This is a genomic window from Caulobacter sp. GW821-FHT10A06, assembly GCF_059415805.1.
The window spans coordinates 222,637-239,817 of the sequence record NZ_JBWKNY010000003.1; the positions used below are offsets into that span (position 1 = coordinate 222,637).

General features: G+C 67.6%; 24 protein-coding genes. 18 read left to right on the forward strand and 6 right to left on the reverse strand.

Annotation, left to right across the window (positions count from 1 at the left end; genetic code table 11):
* Positions 1-26: 26 nt before the first annotated feature.
* Genes AC07NF_RS08850 through AC07NF_RS08875 form a run of 6 tightly spaced genes read left to right on the forward strand, consistent with a single transcriptional unit; the run spans position 27 to position 4,034 of the window.
* Entirely contained in the window at positions 27-470 is a 444-nt protein-coding gene (locus tag AC07NF_RS08850) for a MarR family winged helix-turn-helix transcriptional regulator (protein ID WP_494633784.1), read from the forward strand.
* Positions 467-1,237 carry an enoyl-CoA hydratase-related protein gene (locus AC07NF_RS08855; protein WP_492813936.1) on the forward strand — a complete coding sequence of 257 codons (771 nt, stop codon included), beginning with the start codon at positions 467-469 and terminating at the stop codon, positions 1,235-1,237. Before AC07NF_RS08850 ends, AC07NF_RS08855 begins: the two co-directional genes overlap by 4 nt.
* A 3-nt stretch (positions 1,238-1,240) precedes the next feature.
* Entirely contained in the window at positions 1,241-1,657 is a 417-nt protein-coding gene (locus tag AC07NF_RS08860) for a DUF3995 domain-containing protein (protein ID WP_494633786.1), read from the forward strand.
* A gap of 36 nt (positions 1,658-1,693) precedes the next feature.
* Positions 1,694-2,665: an SDR family NAD(P)-dependent oxidoreductase gene (locus AC07NF_RS08865; RefSeq protein WP_494633788.1), complete on the forward strand. Its 972-nt coding sequence runs from the start codon at positions 1,694-1,696 to the stop codon at positions 2,663-2,665.
* A complete protein-coding gene (locus AC07NF_RS08870) occupies positions 2,665-3,180 on the forward strand; it encodes a hypothetical protein (protein ID WP_494633790.1) in 516 nt (171 codons plus the stop codon). The genes AC07NF_RS08865 and AC07NF_RS08870 overlap by 1 nt, the downstream gene beginning before the upstream one ends.
* Positions 3,177-4,034 carry an SDR family oxidoreductase gene (locus tag AC07NF_RS08875; protein ID WP_494633792.1) on the forward strand — a complete coding sequence of 286 codons (858 nt, stop codon included), beginning with the start codon at positions 3,177-3,179 and terminating at the stop codon, positions 4,032-4,034. Before AC07NF_RS08870 ends, AC07NF_RS08875 begins: the two co-directional genes overlap by 4 nt.
* On the opposite strand, the gene AC07NF_RS08880 is transcribed toward AC07NF_RS08875, so the two are convergent.
* Positions 4,031-4,429, reverse strand: a complete 399-nt coding sequence (locus tag AC07NF_RS08880) for a TfoX/Sxy family protein (protein WP_494633794.1) — start codon at positions 4,427-4,429, stop codon at positions 4,031-4,033. The genes AC07NF_RS08875 and AC07NF_RS08880 overlap by 4 nt on opposite strands.
* On the opposite strand from AC07NF_RS08880, the gene AC07NF_RS08885 reads away from it, so the two are divergent.
* Positions 4,371-4,853: a GNAT family N-acetyltransferase gene (locus AC07NF_RS08885; RefSeq protein WP_494633796.1), complete on the forward strand. Its 483-nt coding sequence runs from the start codon at positions 4,371-4,373 to the stop codon at positions 4,851-4,853. The genes AC07NF_RS08880 and AC07NF_RS08885 overlap by 59 nt on opposite strands.
* On the opposite strand, the gene AC07NF_RS08890 is transcribed toward AC07NF_RS08885, so the two are convergent.
* Positions 4,845-6,113 (reverse strand): MFS transporter, encoded by a 1,269-nt coding sequence (locus AC07NF_RS08890; protein ID WP_494633799.1) that lies wholly within the window; start codon positions 6,111-6,113, stop codon positions 4,845-4,847. The two genes, AC07NF_RS08885 and AC07NF_RS08890, sit on opposite strands and share 9 nt — an antisense overlap.
* 138 nt (positions 6,114-6,251) lie before the next feature.
* Here AC07NF_RS08890 and AC07NF_RS08895 point away from each other — a divergent pair, with 138 nt between their 5' ends.
* From AC07NF_RS08895 to AC07NF_RS08925, 7 genes are all read left to right on the forward strand, one after another.
* Complete coding sequence (locus tag AC07NF_RS08895; RefSeq protein WP_454718615.1) at positions 6,252-6,296, forward strand: hypothetical protein; 45 nt, start codon at positions 6,252-6,254, stop codon at positions 6,294-6,296.
* A 64-nt stretch (positions 6,297-6,360) separates the two neighbouring features.
* The gene (locus AC07NF_RS08900) at positions 6,361-6,891 is read left to right on the forward strand and encodes a GNAT family N-acetyltransferase (protein ID WP_492813948.1); all 531 of its coding nucleotides are present in this window, start codon (positions 6,361-6,363) and stop codon (positions 6,889-6,891) included.
* Positions 6,892-6,923: 32 nt separating this feature from the next.
* A complete protein-coding gene (locus AC07NF_RS08905) occupies positions 6,924-7,484 on the forward strand; it encodes a DUF1285 domain-containing protein (RefSeq protein WP_492813949.1) in 561 nt (186 codons plus the stop codon).
* Positions 7,481-8,140, forward strand: a complete 660-nt coding sequence (locus AC07NF_RS08910; RefSeq protein ID WP_492813950.1) for a CoA pyrophosphatase — start codon at positions 7,481-7,483, stop codon at positions 8,138-8,140. Before AC07NF_RS08905 ends, AC07NF_RS08910 begins: the two co-directional genes overlap by 4 nt.
* Before the next feature lie 76 nt (positions 8,141-8,216).
* On the forward strand, positions 8,217-9,470 hold the full coding sequence (locus tag AC07NF_RS08915) for a CCA tRNA nucleotidyltransferase (RefSeq protein ID WP_492813952.1): 1,254 nt from the start codon (positions 8,217-8,219) through the stop codon (positions 9,468-9,470).
* Between the two features lies 1 nt (position 9,471).
* A complete protein-coding gene (locus AC07NF_RS08920) occupies positions 9,472-10,176 on the forward strand; it encodes a glutamine amidotransferase-related protein (RefSeq protein WP_494633804.1) in 705 nt (234 codons plus the stop codon).
* Positions 10,177-10,217: 41 nt separating this feature from the next.
* Positions 10,218-10,871: an Isoquinoline 1-oxidoreductase subunit gene (locus AC07NF_RS08925; RefSeq protein ID WP_494633805.1), complete on the forward strand. Its 654-nt coding sequence runs from the start codon at positions 10,218-10,220 to the stop codon at positions 10,869-10,871.
* Here the strand turns inward: AC07NF_RS08925 and hemF are convergent.
* Positions 10,868-11,755, reverse strand: coding sequence for an oxygen-dependent coproporphyrinogen oxidase (gene hemF / locus AC07NF_RS08930; RefSeq protein ID WP_494633807.1), 888 nt, complete (start codon positions 11,753-11,755; stop codon positions 10,868-10,870). The genes AC07NF_RS08925 and hemF overlap by 4 nt on opposite strands.
* Before the next feature lie 202 nt (positions 11,756-11,957).
* On the opposite strand from hemF, the gene AC07NF_RS08935 reads away from it, so the two are divergent.
* On the forward strand, positions 11,958-12,230 hold the full coding sequence (locus tag AC07NF_RS08935; protein ID WP_492813958.1) for a DUF6289 family protein: 273 nt from the start codon (positions 11,958-11,960) through the stop codon (positions 12,228-12,230).
* A gap of 81 nt (positions 12,231-12,311) precedes the next feature.
* Positions 12,312-13,592: an acetyl-CoA C-acyltransferase gene (locus tag AC07NF_RS08940; RefSeq protein ID WP_494633809.1), complete on the forward strand. Its 1,281-nt coding sequence runs from the start codon at positions 12,312-12,314 to the stop codon at positions 13,590-13,592.
* Positions 13,593-13,705: 113 nt separating this feature from the next.
* Here the strand turns inward: AC07NF_RS08940 and AC07NF_RS08945 are convergent, their stop codons facing one another.
* The 3 genes from AC07NF_RS08945 to phaR all read right to left on the reverse strand — a co-directional run bounded on the left by AC07NF_RS08945 (position 13,706) and on the right by phaR (position 14,887).
* A complete protein-coding gene (locus tag AC07NF_RS08945) occupies positions 13,706-13,771 on the reverse strand; it encodes a hypothetical protein (protein ID WP_125155815.1) in 66 nt (21 codons plus the stop codon).
* An 89-nt stretch (positions 13,772-13,860) separates the two neighbouring features.
* Positions 13,861-14,187, reverse strand: a complete 327-nt coding sequence (locus AC07NF_RS08950) for a hypothetical protein (RefSeq protein ID WP_494633811.1) — start codon at positions 14,185-14,187, stop codon at positions 13,861-13,863.
* 49 nt (positions 14,188-14,236) lie between these two features.
* Entirely contained in the window at positions 14,237-14,887 is a 651-nt protein-coding gene (gene phaR, locus AC07NF_RS08955; RefSeq protein WP_494633813.1) for a polyhydroxyalkanoate synthesis repressor PhaR, read from the reverse strand.
* A gap of 218 nt (positions 14,888-15,105) precedes the next feature.
* Between phaR and AC07NF_RS08960 the strand changes: the two genes are divergently transcribed.
* Positions 15,106-16,281 carry an acetyl-CoA C-acetyltransferase gene (locus AC07NF_RS08960; protein ID WP_494633815.1) on the forward strand — a complete coding sequence of 392 codons (1,176 nt, stop codon included), beginning with the start codon at positions 15,106-15,108 and terminating at the stop codon, positions 16,279-16,281.
* 102 nt (positions 16,282-16,383) lie between these two features.
* Positions 16,384-17,106 carry a beta-ketoacyl-ACP reductase gene (locus AC07NF_RS08965; protein ID WP_492813968.1) on the forward strand — a complete coding sequence of 241 codons (723 nt, stop codon included), beginning with the start codon at positions 16,384-16,386 and terminating at the stop codon, positions 17,104-17,106.
* Positions 17,107-17,181 lie beyond the last annotated feature (75 nt).

Consider the following 17,181-nt stretch of genomic DNA (forward strand, 5'->3'; position numbering starts at 1 on the left):
CGCATACGAAACATAATCTGGCGCGCATGCCCGTGCCCGCCGACCGCCGCCTGATCTTCCTGCTCAACGCCGGCCATCGGCGCGTGCAGCGCTGGATCGAGGGCAAGATGGCGGCCAAGGGCGTCACGACCGCCGCCCAGTCGGGGGTGCTGTTCTATCTCGGCGAACAGGACGGGGCGCTGATCGGCGAGGCCGCCGACGCCCTGGACCTGGCACCCTCGGCCATGACCGGCCTGATCGACCGCATGACCAAGGCCGAGCTGGTCGAGCGCCGCGCCGACCCCAAGGACGGCCGGGCCATGCGCCTGCATCTGACCGACAAGGGCCGCGCCGCCCGCGAGGCCGCGAAAGCGGGCCTGGACGGCATCAACGCCCACCTGACCGAAGGCTTCACGGACGAGGAGATCGGCGTCGTCGCGCGCTGGCTCTCCAGCCTCCAGACCAAGTTCCCCAAGGGAGATCCCCAATGACCGATCACGTGAAAGTCGAGATCGACGCCGGCGTGATGACGCTGACCCTGGCTCGTCCGGAAAAGAAGAACGCCCTGTCCAACGACATGTACGGCGTGCTGGCCGACAGCCTGGAGGCCGCCGAGAAGGATCCGGCCGTGCGGGTCGTGATCTTCCAGGCCGACGGCGACAGCTTCACGGCCGGCAATGACCTGCAGGATTTCGCCGCCCAGGCCACGGGCGCCGCGACGGGCGAGCGCCATGTGATCCGTTTCCTGAAGGCCCTGGCCAACGCCACCCGGCCGCTGGTCGCCGCCGTCCATGGCCAGGCCGTGGGCGTGGGCACGACCATGCTGCTGCACTGCGACCTCGTCTATGTCACGCCCGATGCGCGCCTGACCGTGCCGTTCGTGAACTTGGCCCTGGTGCCGGAAGCCGCCTCCAGCTGGCTGCTGCCGGCCCGCATCGGTCATGCCCGCGCCTACGCCATGTTCGCCCTGGGCGAGGCGATCGACGGCGGCACGGCGGTGGCCTGGGGCATCGCCAACGGCTCGGCCGAGCTTGCCGACCTGCGGGCCCGCGCCCGCGCCGCCGCCGACCAGCTGGCGACCCGTCCGCTGGGCGCCCTGACCACGACCAAGCGTCTGATGCGCGACGCCGAGAAGATCGCCGAGCTGATGGACACCGAAGGCGCGCTGTTTGGCGAACGCCTCAAGACCGCCGAAGCCCGCGAGGCCTTCATGGCCTTCATGGAACGGCGGGCGCCCGACTTCTCCAAGGTTGGCTAGGCCGTGCTGCTGGCCGCGCTGGTCGCCGGCGTCCTGTTTCTGCTGGCGGCCATCCACCTCTATTGGGGTTTTGGTGGGCGCTGGCCCGGCCACGACGAGGCTTCGATGGTCGAGCATGTCGTGGGCCGCACGCGCGGCATGAAGGCGCCCGGCTTGGTCGCCAGCGCGGCGGTCGCTCTGGCGCTCGCGATCGGCGGCGGACTGGTCCTGGCCAGCGCCTTTCCACCGACGTCGTTCGAGCCGTGGCTACAGGCAGCGCGCTGGGCTCTCTTCCTGGTGTTCGCTGGCCGAGGCCTGGCGACCTATGTCCCGCCGGTGTTCCGCTATGCCGAGGGCACGCCGTTCTGGCGCCTCAACCGCCGCGCCTATGGCCCGTTGTGCCTGGCGATCGCCCTGGGGATCTGCGCCATCCAGATGTAGCGTTCCACACAAAGCAAAATACGAGGGAGGAACATCATGAGCGATCGCATCACCTCGCCCTTCGGGGCGAAGTCGACGGCGCGCGAGGTCGTCGCGGACCATGACCTGTCGGGGCGGACAGCCATCGTCACCGGCGCGGCCACCGGCATCGGCGTCGAGACGGCGCGAGCCCTGGCGCTGGCCGGCGCGGAAGTGATCATCGCCGCCCGCAAGCCGGACTTGGGCGAAGAGGTCGCCAATGCAATCAACGAGGAGGTCGGTTCCAAGCGCGCCAGCTTCGGCATGGTCGATCTGGCCAGCCTGGCGTCCATCCGCCACTTCGCCAACGTCTGGGGCGACCGGCCGATCGATCTGCTGATCAACAACGCCGGCGTCATGGCCAGCCCGCTGATGCGCACCGCCGACGGCTTCGAGATGCAGTTCGGCACCAATCACCTGGGCCACTTCCTGCTGTCGGTGCTTCTGGCCCCGAACCTGGTGGCCGGCGCCAAGGCCAGCGGCAAGCGCTCGCGGCTGGTGTCGCTGTCGTCGATCGGCCACCGCCGTGCGGGGGTGAACTTCGACGACCCGAACTACGAGCACCGGGGCTACGACAAGTGGGAAGCCTACGGCCAGGCCAAGACCGCCAACAGCCTGTTCGCGGTCGGCTTCGACACGCGGTTCAAGGACCAGGGCGTCAACGCCAACGCCGTCATGCCCGGCGGCATCATGACCCCTCTGCAGCGGCACATGTCGATCGAGGAACAGCGCGCCATGGGCTGGCTGGACGAGAACGACAAGCCGCGCGAGGGTTTCAAGACCACCGAGCAGGGCGCGGCGACCAGCGTCTGGGCGGCGGTCGGCGATGAGCTGGACGGCGTCGGCGGGCTCTATCTGGAGGACTGCAACCAGGCGGTCCCGTGGAGCCAGGAGCGTCCCTGGAACGGTGTCATGCCGCACGCCCTGGACCCCGAGGCGGCCGACCGCCTGTGGGACCTGTCGGTGAAGACCGTCGGAGCCGGCGCCTGATGGACAACCGGACTGTCCTGCGCCTGGCCGGCGTCGCCACGATCGTCGGGTCGGCCATTGATGTCGTCGCGCCGTTCCTGATCTATCCGCGCCTGGTCGATCCGCAGCCGCACCTCGTTTACGTGACCATCGACCTCCTGCTGATGATCGGCATGCTGGGCGTGTGGTCGGCGAGCAAGCGCTCGGCCAGCGTCCTGGGCCTGGTCGGCTTCGTCCTGGGCCTGTTGGGCGTGATGCTGGTGCGAACCTCGGCGGCGCAGATCTTCGGCGAGGCGTCGTACATGATCGCCTCCAGCCTGTGGTCGATCGGCATGGTGATCTGGGCGGTCGATATGCTGCGGGCCAAGGTGTTCCGCATCCCAGCCGGCCTCTGGATCGCCGCGCTCGTCATCGGCCTTGCGGGGCTCGCTATGAAGGATCACGGTCCGATCGCGCACGTGGCGAAGATGAGCTTCATCGTGGGCTTCATCATCGCCGGCATCGACCTCGTCCGAACTCGGGAAGCACGCTCATGAGCCTCAAGGGCAAGACCCTCTTCGTCACCGGCGCCTCGCGCGGCATCGGCCTGGCCATCGCCCTGCGCGCGGCGCGGGACGGGGCCAATATCGTCATCGCCGCCAAGACGGCCGAGGCCCATCCCAAGCTGCCGGGCACCATCTACACCGCCGCGAAAGAGATCGAGGCGGCCGGCGGCCAGGCCCTGCCGCTGGTGGTCGACGTGCGCGAGGAAGCCAATGTCCAGGAGGCGGTCGAGAAGGCCGTCGCCCAGTTCGGTGGTGTCGACATCTGCGTCAACAACGCCTCGGCCATCTCGCTGACCGGCACCTTGTCGACCGACATGAAGCGCTACGACCTGATGCATCAGATCAATACGCGCGGCACGTTCCTGACGTCGAAGACCTGCATCCCGCACCTGAAGAAGTCGGCCAATCCGCACGTCCTGATGCTGTCGCCGCCGCTGGACATGTCGCCGCGTTGGTTCGGCTCGCACGTGGCCTACACCATGGCCAAGTTCGGCATGTCGATGTGCGTGCTGGGCATGGCCGAGGAGTTCAAGAGCGACGGCATCGCCTTCAACGCCCTGTGGCCGCGCACCGGCATCGCCACCGCCGCCATCCAGTTCGCCCTGACCGGCGAGGAAGGCCTGCGCCACTGCCGCACGCCCGAGATCATGGCCGACGCGGCCTATGCGATCTTCAACAAGCCCTCGCGTGAGCTGACCGGCCAGTTCCTGATCGACGACACGTTCCTGTATGGCGAGGGCGTGCGCGACTTCGACCAGTACAAGGTCGACCCGGCCGCGACCCTGATGCCGGACTTCTTCGTGCCCGAGAGCAGCGAGCCGCCGCCGGGGGTGAAGATCGGCTAGCGCTTCTTCTTGGAGGTCGCTGCTCGCGCGGCCACCTCCAGCGACTTCCTCGACCATTCCAGCAGGACGTCCTGGTCATCCAACGCCTCGGCCGGGGCGGTCCAGTAGGCCATCGGCTTGTCGTGGCCGAACGGCGCGAAGGCGTGGGAGCCGGCGGCCTCGAACTCGACCTTCAGGGCGTCGTCGCCCTTGAGGTACAGGGTGTCGTCGTCGATCAGCGCGAAGAACAGGCCGTTCGCATAGACGCCGACTCCGCCGAACATGGAGCGCGAGGTGATGTGGCCCAGCGGGGCCAGTTGCTCCAGAACGAAGTCCCGATAGTCCGCAGAGACCGCCATGCCTGTTTCCGTCCGCACCGCCACGCCCGCCGACGCCGCTTTGATCCACCAGTTCATCCTCGATCTGGCGGACTATGAAAAGCTGCTCGACACGGTGACGGCGACGGAAGCCGATACGGCTGCGGCCCTGTTCGGCGAGAACCCCCGCGCGTTCGCCGACATCGCCGAGCTGGACGGTCAGCCGGTCGGGTTCTCGCTGTGGTTCTACAACTACTCGACCTTTGTCGGCCGGCACGGGATCTGGCTGGAGGACCTGTTCGTGCGGCCTTCGGCGCGGGGCTCGGGGGCGGGCAAGGCGCTGCTGGTCAACCTGGCCAAGCGCTGCGTCGCCGAGGGGCTGGGGCGCTTCGAATGGTCGGTGCTGGACTGGAATGCGCCGTCGATCGCCTTCTATGACAGCCTGGGGGCGGCCACGATGGACGAGTGGCTGATCCGCCGCCTGACGGGCGACGGGATCCGCAAGCTGGCTGGACTACTCTAGGCGATCTGCCTTGCGCAGGTCGGGGAACAGCCAGGCCCAGGCGGCCGTCACCGCCATGGCCCCGACGCCGCCGAACACCGCCGCGCCGATCGGACCCAGCAGCCAGGCCGCCGCGCCACTCTCGACCTCGCCCAGCTCGTTGGAGGCGCTGATGAACACGCCCGAGACGGCGGCGACGCGGCCGCGCATGTGGTCGGGGGTGACGATCTGGACCAGGGTCTGGCGGACATAGACGCTGAGCATGTCGGCCCCGCCCAGCACGGCCAGGGCGGCCACCGACAGCCAGACCAGCTTGGACAGGCCAAACACCACCGTGGCCAGGCCGAAGACCGCGACACCCGCGAACATGATCCGGCCGGCGTGACGGCGGATCGGCTGGCTGGCCAGATAGACGCCGACCAGCGAGGCGCCGATGGCCGGGGCCGCGCGCAGCAGGCCGAAGCCGCCGGGCCCGATATGCAGCACGTCCTTGGCGAACACCGGCAGCAGGGCCGTGGCCCCGCCCAGGATCACCGCGAACAGGTCCAGCGAGATCGAGCCGAAGACGATCTTGTTGTTCCAGACATAGGCCAGGCCTTCCTTGATCAGGTCGACGCGCGAGCCGGGCTGGGTCTCGGGCTTGGTGTTCTTGCGGATCGACAGGGCCAACAAGGCGGCGACCAGGTAGAGGACCAGCGAAACGCCAAAGGCCAGGGCCGGCGAGTGGATCAGCAGCAGGCCGCCCAGGGCCGGACCGGCGATCGAGCCGCCCTGCCAGGACAGCGAGTTCCAGGCGATGGCGCGCGGCAGCAGCGGGCGCGGCACCAGCATCGGTCCCATGGCGCTGCTGGCGGGCGACAGGAAGGCGCGGCTGGCCCCGAACAGCACCGAGATGGCGAAGATCGGCCACAGCTGGTGCGAGCCCATCAGGGCCAGGGTCAGCAGCACGCCGGCGCTGACGGCGTCCAGGGCCAGGGTGGTCGCGACGATCAGCTTGCGGGTCCGGCGGTCGGCGTTCTCGCCGGCGACCAGGGTCAGCAGGAACAGCGGCACGAACTGGGCCAGGCCGATCATGCTGACCATGAAGGCCGACTCGCCGACCGAGTGGGTCAGGCGGGCGATGGCGTAGACCTGCCAGCCCAGGGCCACCGACTGGATCTGCACGCCCAGGGTGGAGACGAAACGCGCCACCCAGAACAGAAGGAAGTCACGCTCCCGCAACAGGGCGCGGGTAGAGGTGTCAGGGGCGGGCTCTGCGGCCGGGGACGCTGGGTCGGACATGGCGCCGAACATAGGGCCAAGCTGTCGCACCGCAACGTTATTGACCTGAGAAAGCCTTGGCCCTACAGCGCGCGCATCTTTTGGGAGCCTCGGAGCGTGGCGTTGCCACGATCCGATCTCTTTTGGAGGAGTGGGGGCATGCGACGCCTGCGACGAATTCAGCGCGAACGCGCCACGACCTGAAGCCCTCCCGGTCGCGCCTTCGCGTCGGGAGCCCCCGACGCCCTTTCGCATTTCCCGAAGGCCGATGACCTCCGTTCAAAAGACTATTTCTCCCGCGCCCTATCCGCCGCTGGTCCATGAGACCCCGGCGATGGAGGCCGCTGTCACTCACCTGATCGACCGGGTCTTTGGCCCCGGCCGTTTCGCCAAGTCGTCCGAGCGCCTGCGCGAGGGCAACACCCTGCTGAGCGACTGCTCGTTCGTGGCCATCCGCGACGGGGCGCCGGTCGGCTGCTGCCGCATGTGGCCGGTGACGATCGGCAGTGAGCCGGTCGCGTTCCTGGGTCCGCTGGCCGTCGATCCCGACGAGCGCAGCGCGGGCCTGGGCCAGGCCTTGGTCGAGAGCGCCGTCGAGGCCGCCCGCGCCGCTGGCTGGCGGGCCGTGCTGCTGGTTGGCGACGGTCCTTATTTCGGCCGGGTGGGTTTCACCAACGCCCACACCGCCGGCGTCGTCATGCCCGGCCCCGTGGACCAGCGCCGCGTGCTGCTGTTGCCGCTACGGCAAGGTGGCGACGAGGGTCTGTCGGGTCTCGTCGCCATCGATCCGCGCGCTTGAGTGCCGGGCTGGTACGGCCTAACTGATCAGTGATGACCGATACGCCGAAAGCTGGACTGGACGGCGTCGCCCAAGCTGCGAAGGCGGCCGGCGTGCGCGGCCTGCCGCCGGTGCATCTGTGGAACCCGCCCCATTGCGGCGAGATCGACATTCGCATCCGCAAGGATGGGGTGTGGTTCCACGAAGGCACGCCGATCGGCCGCGAGGCTCTGGTGCGGCTGTTCTCAACCGTGCTGCGGCTCGATCCGGACGGCTATCACCTGGTCACGCCAGTGGAGAAGATGAAGATCACGGTCGAGGATGCACCGTTCATCGCCACGCGGGTCGACCGCGTGGGCGAGGCGCTCGTCTTCCAGACCAATGTCGGCGACGAGGTCGAGGCTGGTCCCGACAACGTCGTCCGTGTCGAGATCGACGCCGCGACTGGCGAGCCGCGACCCTACGTCCACGTCCGTCGCGGCCTGGAGGCCCTGATCGCCCGCCCGGTGTTCTACGAGCTGGCCGAGATGGCGAGCCTCAACGGCGACACCTGGGGCGTGACCTCGAACGGGGCCTTCTTCCCGATCGCCCCGCCCGGATCGGCGCCGGCATGACGAGAGATGAACGCCGCGCCTGGATCACCAGCCGCCTGCATCCGATCGCGGACTATGATCCGAGCCTCGCCAACCCCATGCGGTCCGACTACGACCTCAATCCGGGGCTGAAGGTCGACAATCCGCACGCCTTGCGCCCCGCCGCCGTGCTGGTGGGTCTGATCGAGCACGAGGAGGGCCTGACGGTGCTCCTGACGCGCCGGTCCGACACCATGCGCAGCCATACCGGCCAGATCGCCTTCCCCGGCGGTCGTTGCGACCCTGGCGAGCTGCCCTGGGAGACGGCCCTGCGCGAGGCGCAGGAAGAGGTGGCGCTGGACCCGGCCCGCGTGACCCTGGCCGGCCTGCTGCACGGCTATCAGACGGTGACCGGCTTCTACGTCACGCCGGTGGTCGGTTTCGTCGATCCGAAGGCGACTTTCACGGCCAGTCCGGAAGAAGTGGCCGACGTCTTCGAGACGCCGTTCGAGTTCCTGATGGATCCGGCCAACCACCAGCGCCAGCACCGCGAGGCGCCGGATGGCGCGCGCCGTCACTTTTACGCCATGCCGTGGAACGATCGGTTCATCTGGGGCGCGACGGCGGGCATGCTTCGGTCGCTGTACGAGGCGCTTTACGACGAAAACGGTCGTCACCCCTCCGAACAGGGCGTTTGACGGCTGGCGAAAACAGGGCCTCCTGGCCTAACAATGTCGCCCCCTAGACGGGCGCAACGCATGAGTGGGAACAGGCGTGAGCACTGAAACGATCGGCCCCGCGCCGTGGATAACCTCGCCGGAGACGAAGGCGGTGATCGCCGCCCTGGAGGCGCGCGGCTATCCGGGCTGCGCGCGGTTCGTCGGCGGCTGCGTGCGCAACACCATCATGGGCAAGCCGGTCGACGATATCGACATCGCCACGACCCTGACGCCGGACCTGGTCATCGACGCCCTGGAGCAGGCGGGCCTGCGCGCCATTCCGACCGGCGTCGACCATGGCACGATCACGGCGCTGTCGGGCGGCCAGCCCTACGAGATCACCACCCTGCGCAAGGACGTCTCGACCGACGGCCGCCGGGCGGTGGTGGCCTTCACCCAGGACTGGGGCCAGGACGCCGAGCGGCGCGACTTCCGCTTCAACGCCATCTATGCCGATGTCGAGGGTCACCTGTTCGACCCGACCGGTCACGGCATCGCCGATGCGCGCGAGGGCAAGGTGGTGTTCGTCGGCGATCCGATGACCCGCATCCGCGAAGACTATCTGCGCATCCTGCGCTTCTTCCGGTTCCAGGCCTGGTACGGCAAGGGCGAGGCCGACCAGAAGGGCCTGGCCGCCTGCAAGGCGCTGAAGGGCATGGTCTCGGGCCGCGCCGCCGAGCGCACCCAGAAGGAACTGATGAAGATGCTGGCCGCGGAAGATCCGCGCCCGGCCTTCCGCCTGATGGCCGCCACGGCGGTGCTGGGCTCGATCCTGCCGTCGGTGAAGTCGCTGGCCCGCTTCGAGGCCCTGGTCGCCATCGAGACCGAGCAATTGTTCGAGAACGATCCCGACCTGCGCCTGGCCGCCCTGATCCCGGACGACGCCAAGGTCGCCGAGCAGGTGGCCGAGCGCCTGCGCCTGCCCAACAATGTCCGTGACCGCCTGGTCGACGCCGTGGGTAAGAACCCACGCGTGGTCTCGTGGATGAGCCCCCGCGAAGCCCGCCGCGCCGTCTACGGCCTGGGCGTGCGCGCCTTCAGTGACCGGATCAAGCTGGCCTGGGCCGGCTCGGGCCGCGACTCCACCGCCCCGCAATGGCGCGCCCTGTTGGCCCTGGCCGAGACCTGGACCCCGCCGACCTTCCCGCTGTCGGGCGACGAGATCATGATGGCCGGCGTGCCCAAGGGCCCGATGGTCGGCGAGGTGATGCGCGAGATCGAGATCTGGTGGATCGACCAGGACTTCATCGAGGACAAGTTCAGCGCGATCGAGCGGCTCAAGGCCGTGGCTCAGGGGATGGTCTACTAGAATGAAGATCGGCCTGCTTCAGACCGGCCATCCGCCGGGCGACCTGGCGGAGACCTACGGCAGCTATTCGGCGATGTTCGAGACGCTGCTGGGCGATGGCCACAGCTACCAGGTCTACGACGTCGAGGCGGGCGAGCTGCCGGCCGATCCGGCCGAGAACGACGCCTATGTCATCACCGGCTCGGCGGCCGGGGTCTATGACCCGCTGCCGTGGATCGAGCCGTTGAAGGCTTTCCTGCGCCAGGCCAAGGGCGAGCAGCCGCTGGTCGGTGTGTGCTTTGGTCACCAGATCATGGCCGAGGCGTTCGGCGGCAAGGCCGAGAAGTCCGACAGGGGCTGGGGCGTGGGTCTGCAGGCCTACGAGGTCTCGGCGCACGAACCCTGGATGGACGATGCGGCCCATGTCTCCGTGCCCGGCTCCCACCAGGATCAGGTGACCGCCCTGCCGCCGGGCGCGCGGGTGCTGGGTGGCAGTGCATTCACGCCCTATGGCATCCTGGCCTATGACGACGCCAAGGCGATCTCGATGCAGTTCCACCCGGAATTCACGCCGGCCTATGCCAAGGCGTTGATCGAGGCCCGACGCGGGACGCGCTTCACCGACGAGCAGGCCGACGCGGCGATCGCCAGCCTGAGCGCCACGAACGACCGCGTGCGGATGGCCCAGTGGATCGGCCGGTTCCTGGCCCAGGAAACTCAAGGGTAAGCTGAAGCGTTCGAGTCCGGACCCTTCCGGAGAGAACGCCTATGCGCGCCGCTACCGTCGTCATGCTTGCCGGGGCCGTCGCGCTCGCCGGCGCCGTTGTCGCGGGCGCCCAGACCGCGCCCGAAACGCCGGCCAAGCCCGCGCCGGTCGCGCTGAAGACCGCCGCCAGCTTCCAGTCGATCAAGGATCCGGGCGCGCGTTCGGTCGCCCTGTTCCAGGAAGCCGGCAAGGTGATCCAGAGCCCGCGCTGCCTGAACTGTCACCCGGTCCAGCGTGCTCCGACCCAGGGCGACGACCTGCATCCGCACAATCCGCCGATGGTCGCCGGCGACAGCGGCCACGGTCCGGCCGGCCTGGCTTGCTTCTCATGCCATACGGCAAAGAACGTCCCGACCTGGGGTCAGGACATCAAGAGCATTCCCGGCGATCCCAAATGGGCGTTGGCGCCGGCCGAGATGGCCTGGCAGGGCAAGTCGCTGGCGCAGATCTGCGCCCAGATCAAGAATCCGGCGACCAATGGCGGCAAGTCGATGGCGCAGCTGCACGACCACATGGCCCGGGACCACCTGGTCGGCTGGGCCTGGAACCCCGGCGCGGGCCGCGTCCCGGCCCCCGGGACCCAGGCTCAGTTCGGCGAGCTGATCAAGGCTTGGATCGACACGGGGGCCAAGTGCCCCCAATCCCCCAAGGCCTAGGGCCACTTCACCGTCGGCGGCATCGAGCTGAGGATCGATTCGACATTGCCGCCGGTCTTCAGGCCGAACATCGTGCCGCGGTCATACAGCAGGTTGAACTCGACGTAGCGGCCGCGCTGGACCAGCTGCTGCTCGCGCTCGTCCGCCGTCCAGGCCTCGCCCATGCGGCGACGGACCAGCTCGGGATAGATCTCAAGGAACGCCCGGCCGACGTCCTGGGTGAAGGCGAAGTCCTTGGACCAGCTGCCGCTATCGTGGTGGTCGTAGAAGATGCCGCCAATGCCGCGCGGTTCGTTGCGGTGGGGCAGGAAGAAGTACTCGTCGCACCAGGCCTTGTACTTGGCGTACCAGTCCGGATCGTACTTGTCGCAGGCCCGCTGATAGGCGGCGTGGAAGTCGATGGCGTCCGGGAAGTCCTGCTGACGCTGGTAGCCGAGCAGGGGCGTCAGGTCGCCGCCGCCGCCGAACCAGCTCTTGGTCGTGGCGATGAAGCGGGTGTTCATGTGCACGGCCGGCACGCGCGGGCTGACCATGTGGGCGATCAGGCTGATGCCGGTGGCGAAGAAGCGGGGATCCTCAGCCGCGCCGGGCACGGTCTTGGCCATTTCGGGGGTGAAGGTCCCGTGCACCGTCGAGACGTGGACGCCGACCTTCTCGAACAGCCGCCCGTGCATCATGCCCATGACGCCGCCGCCGCCGGCCGCGCGGTCCCAGGGCTTCTTCTCGAAGCGGCCGGGTTCGCCGGGATAGAGGTCGGCCGGAGCTTCGTCTTCCAGCTGTTCGAACGCGGCGCAGATCTGGTCGCGCAGGCTTTCGAACCACGCCTTGGCGCGGGCCTTCTTTGTGTCGAGGTCCAGAGTGTCGAGGTCTTGATCGGTGCTCATGCCGTCGGATTAAGCCGCTCGGCGTCGCTGCGCAAATAGGGCGCCGCGCCTAAGGGGCGAACCGGAGCCTGAAATTGCGATGGCTCATGGCGTCGGCGGAAGCGGTCCCCGTCTTTCTACAAAAGAAATGATCATTCTAGATTGTTTAAATGAAAATGCAGCCTTCAATTGTTTTGCGCATTCGCGCGACATGGAGGGTTGGATGAAGCTGAAGACCATCATGAAAGCCGCCGCGGCCGCGACGCTGCTGGGGCTGAGCCTGTCGCTACCCGCTTCGGCGGCGCTGCAAAACGGCTGGGACCGAGTCTACTACTCCGACGAAACGCACGCCGAGATCGTTGGTGAGCGCACGCTGTACTGCTCCGGCCAGCAGTACCAATGGTGGGGAACGACATCTCCCTACTTCGAGCAGGATACGTTCGAGTGCCAGACTGACCCGCCGCCGACGCCAATCCCGGGGCCGAAAAACCCTTAGACGTCGATATTCGACAAGAGGCGGCGGGCGCGGTTCTGATCTACTACCTATAGCGAAGTCATTCCGCTTGGGGATCGAACCATGCCCGCCGCCAAATCCGCCTCGAATGTCTGGATCGCCCAGGGCGTCCGCACCCCCTTCGCCAAGGTCGATGGGCCGCTGGCTTCGTACGACGCGATCGAGCTGTCGGTGCCGGTGGTCAAGGCCATGCTGGCCCAGGGCGTGAAGCCCGACTTCGCGGTCTGGGGCACGGTCATTCCGAACCTGACCTGGAGCAACCTGGCGCGCGAGGTGCTGCTGGACGCCGGCGGCGATCCGACCATCCCGGCCTTCTCGACGATCATGGCCTGCTCGACCAGCATGATCGGCGCGATCGAGGCGGCCGGCATGGTCGACGGGCGCGGCCGCGACCTGGCCCTGGTCGGCGGCGTCGAGAGCATGAGTCGGGTGCAGATCGGCCTGTCGGTCGCCCTGTCGGACTGGATCCGCAAGTTCCAGGGCGCCAAGACCGGCGGACAACGGCTGCAGGCCTTGGGCGCGCTGAACCTGAAGGACGTCAAGCTCTTCATCCCCAAGGTCGCCAACCGGGTCACCGGCCTGTCGATGGGCGAGCACACCGAGATCACGGCCAAGGAATGGGGCCTGTCGCGCGCCGACCAGGACGCCATCGCCTTCGCCAGCCACCAGGGCGCGGTGAAGGGCTGGGAAGAGGGCTTCTTCGACGACCTGGTCATTCCGATCGGCGGCGCGAAGCGCGACACGATCCCGCGCAAGGACTCGACGCTGGAGAAGCTGGCCAAGCTGGGTCCGGCCTTCGACAAGACCAGCGGCAAGGGCACGCTGACGGCCGGCAACTCCTCACCCCTGACCGACGGGGCGGCGGCGATCTGGGTCGGCTCCGAAGCGGGTATGGGTCGTCTGCCGAGCGAGACGCCGAAGGTGAAGATCGTCGACTACGAGGTCACCTCGATCGACCTGCGCCACGAGGGCCTGCTGATGGCGCCGGCCTATGGCGTGCCGCGCATGCTGGCGCGCAACGGCATGACCTATGCCGATGTCCGCCTGTGGGAGATCCACGAGGCCTTCGCGGCCCAGGTGCTGTCGCACATCGCCGCCTGGGAGAGCGCCAAGTTCTTGTCGGAGAAAGCGGGTGTCACGGCGCCGATGGGCGCGTTCCCGCGCGAGCGTATGAACCCGTACGGCGGGTCGCTGGCGCTGGGTCACCCGTTCGGGGCCACCGGGGCGCGGATCCTGAGCCAGGCGGTGAAGGAGCTGGCCGCCCGTCCAAAGGGCGAACGCGCCATCGTCAGCATCTGCGCCGACGGCGGGCAGGGGACGATGATGCTGCTGGAGAGCGCTTGAAACGCCGAGGAGCCGAAACCTCGTCCTTCGACAGGCTCAGGATGAGGTTTCTACTGAAGCGACGTCAAAAGTAGCCCTCATCCTGAGCTTGTCGAAGGACAAGGGCAGACCCCTCAGGTCAGCGCCGTGAAGATCAGGGCCACGACGGCGACGTCGAAGATGCGGATGGCGACGGACAGCATGGCGGGCTCGCGGCGTTGATATCGTCAACGTCCAAGCAAGTTCCGCGCCAGCCCGGCGGTTCCCGTTTCGGGACCCGGGTGGGGCTTTAAATGTTGGTCTTCTTCAGCAGGCCTGTTGGCGGACGGCGATCGGCCGGGCCGGAATATTCCGTCCCGAGATAGGTCGATCTGGCCGTATCGAGCACTTCCTGCCCACCGCGCAGGCCGCGCTTCTGACCCGACTGGCCCATGACATGGGCGGCGAAGGCGGCGAAGCCTTCGCGACGCGGTGGGTCCTGGCGCGGTGGGGGGGCGTCTTCCTCCACGACGAAGACGGCCTCTTGCTGGTCCTCAGGACGTCGGTCATCGCGCGGCGCCGGCAAGGCGCGGCGTGCGGGACCTGGGCGTCGAAGAGGATCGATCGGGCCGTTCATACCCGAATTCGTAGAGCCGAGACGGTTAAGATCGCCTGGACTGTTGTGGTTAAGACTTGTTGGCGAGCTTCGCGAGTTGCTCCTGCATCGCTTCCATCTGGCGCTTCAGCTCGGCCAGAGAGTCGTCGCCGGCCGGGGCGGCGGCGGGAGCCGGAGCGGCTTCGGCCGGGGCGGCGCCGGCGTCCTCGGGACGGACATAGGCGAACGGCGAGAACATCTTCATGGCGCGGTCGAACAGGGCCATGTTCTGGCGGATCTGTTCTTCGTAGACGCCCATGCCGGGGATTTTGCCGGGCGCGAGGCCGGCGAACTGGCCGCGCATGCGTTCCTGCTGCTTGGAGAAGCTCTCCAGCGACATTTCCAGGTACGACGGCAGGAAGGCCTGCATCGAATTGCCGTAGAAGCCGATCAGCTGACGGAGGAACTGGATGGGCAGCAGGTTCTGGCCGCCGCCGCGGTTTTCTTCTTCGAAGATGATCTGGGTCAGGACCGAGCGGGTGATGTCGTCATTGGACTTGGCGTCATAGACCACGAAGTCGACGCCCTCTTTCACCATGTCCGACAGGTGTTCGAGGGTCACGTAGGACGAGGACGCCGTGTTGTAGAGGCGACGGTTGGCGTATTTCTTGATGATCACGCGCTGACCGGCGGCTTTTTCGGCGCCGGTGGTCGCTTCGCCTTTTTCAGGGTTCTCGGACATTTCGTTCCCTAGGGCAGCGGTTACATCCGCTTCTCGCACCGCACTATCGCTAATGCAAAGGCATGGCGCCAGTGGTCTGATGACTTGGAGCTGTCGCGAAGGCATGAAAATGTGGTCGTGACGCACGCGGCCGGATGTGCACTTTTGGCGCCGCACTGCAAAAACGGTGACGCTGCAACCGCGAAGGCGTCACGTCAGAACGTCACGGGAGCTATCCAATGAGCGACATCGTCATCGTCTCCGCCGCCCGCACCCCGGTCGGCTCGTTCAACGGGGCGCTCGCCAGCCTGCCCGCCTCCGACCTCGGCAAGATCGCCATCGAGGCGGCCGTGTCCCGCGCCGGCATCGCGCCCGCCGACGTCGACGAAGTGATCCTGGGCCAGGTGCTGCAGGCCGCCGCCGGCCAGGGCCCGGCCCGCCAGGCTTCGGTCAAGGCCGGCGTCCCGGTCGAGAGCCCGGCCTGGAGCCTGAACCAGCTGTGCGGCTCGGGCCTGCGCGCGGTCGCGCTGGGCGCTCAACAGATCGCCGACGGCTCGGCCAATATCGTCGTCGCCGGCGGCCAGGAGAGCATGAGCCAGGCGCCGCACGCCCAGAACCTGCGGGGCGGCCAGAAGATGGGCGACCTGCAGTTCGTCGACACCATGATCAAGGACGGCCTGTGGGACGCCTTCCACGGCTACCACATGGGCCAGACCGCCGAGAACATCGCCAGCCGCTGGCAGATCACCCGCGAAGATCAGGACAAGTTCGCCGTCGCCTCGCAGAACAAGGCCGAGGCCGCGCAGAAGGGAGGCAAGTTCGACGACGAGATCGTCGCGGTCACCATCAAGGGCCGCAAGGGCGACACCATCGTCGACAAGGACGAGTTCATCCGCCACGGCGCGACGCTGGAAAGCGTCCAGGGCCTGAAGCCGGTGTTCAACAAGGAAGGCTCGGTCACCGCCGCCAACGCCTCGGGCCTGAATGACGGCGCCGCCGCACTCGTCCTGATGAGCGCCGACGAAGCCGCCAAGCGCGGTCTCAAGCCCCTGGCCAAGATCGTCTCGTGGGCCAATGCCGGCGTCGAGCCCGAGATCATGGGCACCGGCCCGATCCCGGCCTCGAAGAAGGCGCTGGAAAAGGCCGGCTGGTCGGTTTCGGACCTGGATCTGGTCGAGAGCAACGAAGCCTTCGCCGCCCAGTCGCTGTGCGTGGTCCGCGAGCTCGGCCTCGACCCGGCCAAGGTCAATGTCAACGGCGGCGCCATCGCCATCGGTCACCCGATCGGCGCTTCGGGCGCGCGGATCCTGACTACCCTGGTGCACGAGCTGAAGCGCTCGGGCGGCAAGAAGGGCTTGGCCACCCTGTGCGTCGGCGGTGGCATGGGTGTCGCCATGTGCATCGAGGCGCTCTGAGACAAAAACGTCGCGCAACCTTAGCCGTGGCCGCGCGCTTCCTCTTGCTGGGGCGCGCGGATCACGTGAACCATAAGAAAAATCGCGATCGGGAGAGATCAGATGACGAGAGTTGCGTTCGTGACCGGCGGCACCCGCGGTATCGGTCGGGCCATCTGTGAACGGCTGATCGCCGACGGCCACAAGGTGGCGGCGGGCTATTCCGGCAACGAAGAAGCGGCCGCCGCCTGCGCCAAGGAACTGGGCGTCATGGTCGTGAAGGGCAATGTCGGCCACTTCGAGGACTGCCAGGCGGCCGTGAAGAAGGTCGAGGCCGAGCTGGGCCCGGTCGACATTCTGGTCAACAACGCCGGCATCACCCGTGACGGCATGCTGCACAAGATGACCTACGAGCAGTGGTCCGAAGTGATCCGGGTCAACATGGACTCGGCCTTCAACATGACCCGCCCGGTGATCGAGGGCATGCGCGATCGCGGCTGGGGCCGGATCGTCAACATCAGCTCGATCAACGGCCAGAAGGGCCAGATGGGCCAGACCAACTATTCGGCCGCCAAGGCTGGCCTGATCGGCTTCACCAAGGCGCTCGCGCTCGAGAACGCCAAGAAGGGCGTGACGGTCAACGTGATCTGCCCCGGCTATATCGACACCGAAATGGTGGCGGCGGTGCCGGAAAACGTTCTGGCCCAGATCGTCGCCGGCATCCCGGTCGGCCGCCTGGGCAAGGGCGAGGAGATCGCCGACATGGTCTCGTTCCTGTCGGGCGAGCGGGCCGGTTTCGTGACCGGCGCGACGCTGAGCCTGAACGGCGGCCAGTACATGGCGTAAGCCAGGTCCTGACGACCTCCCCCGAAGCCTGGACTTGACGCCTGCTGTTGCAGTTTGGCCTCATGCGCGTGGCTT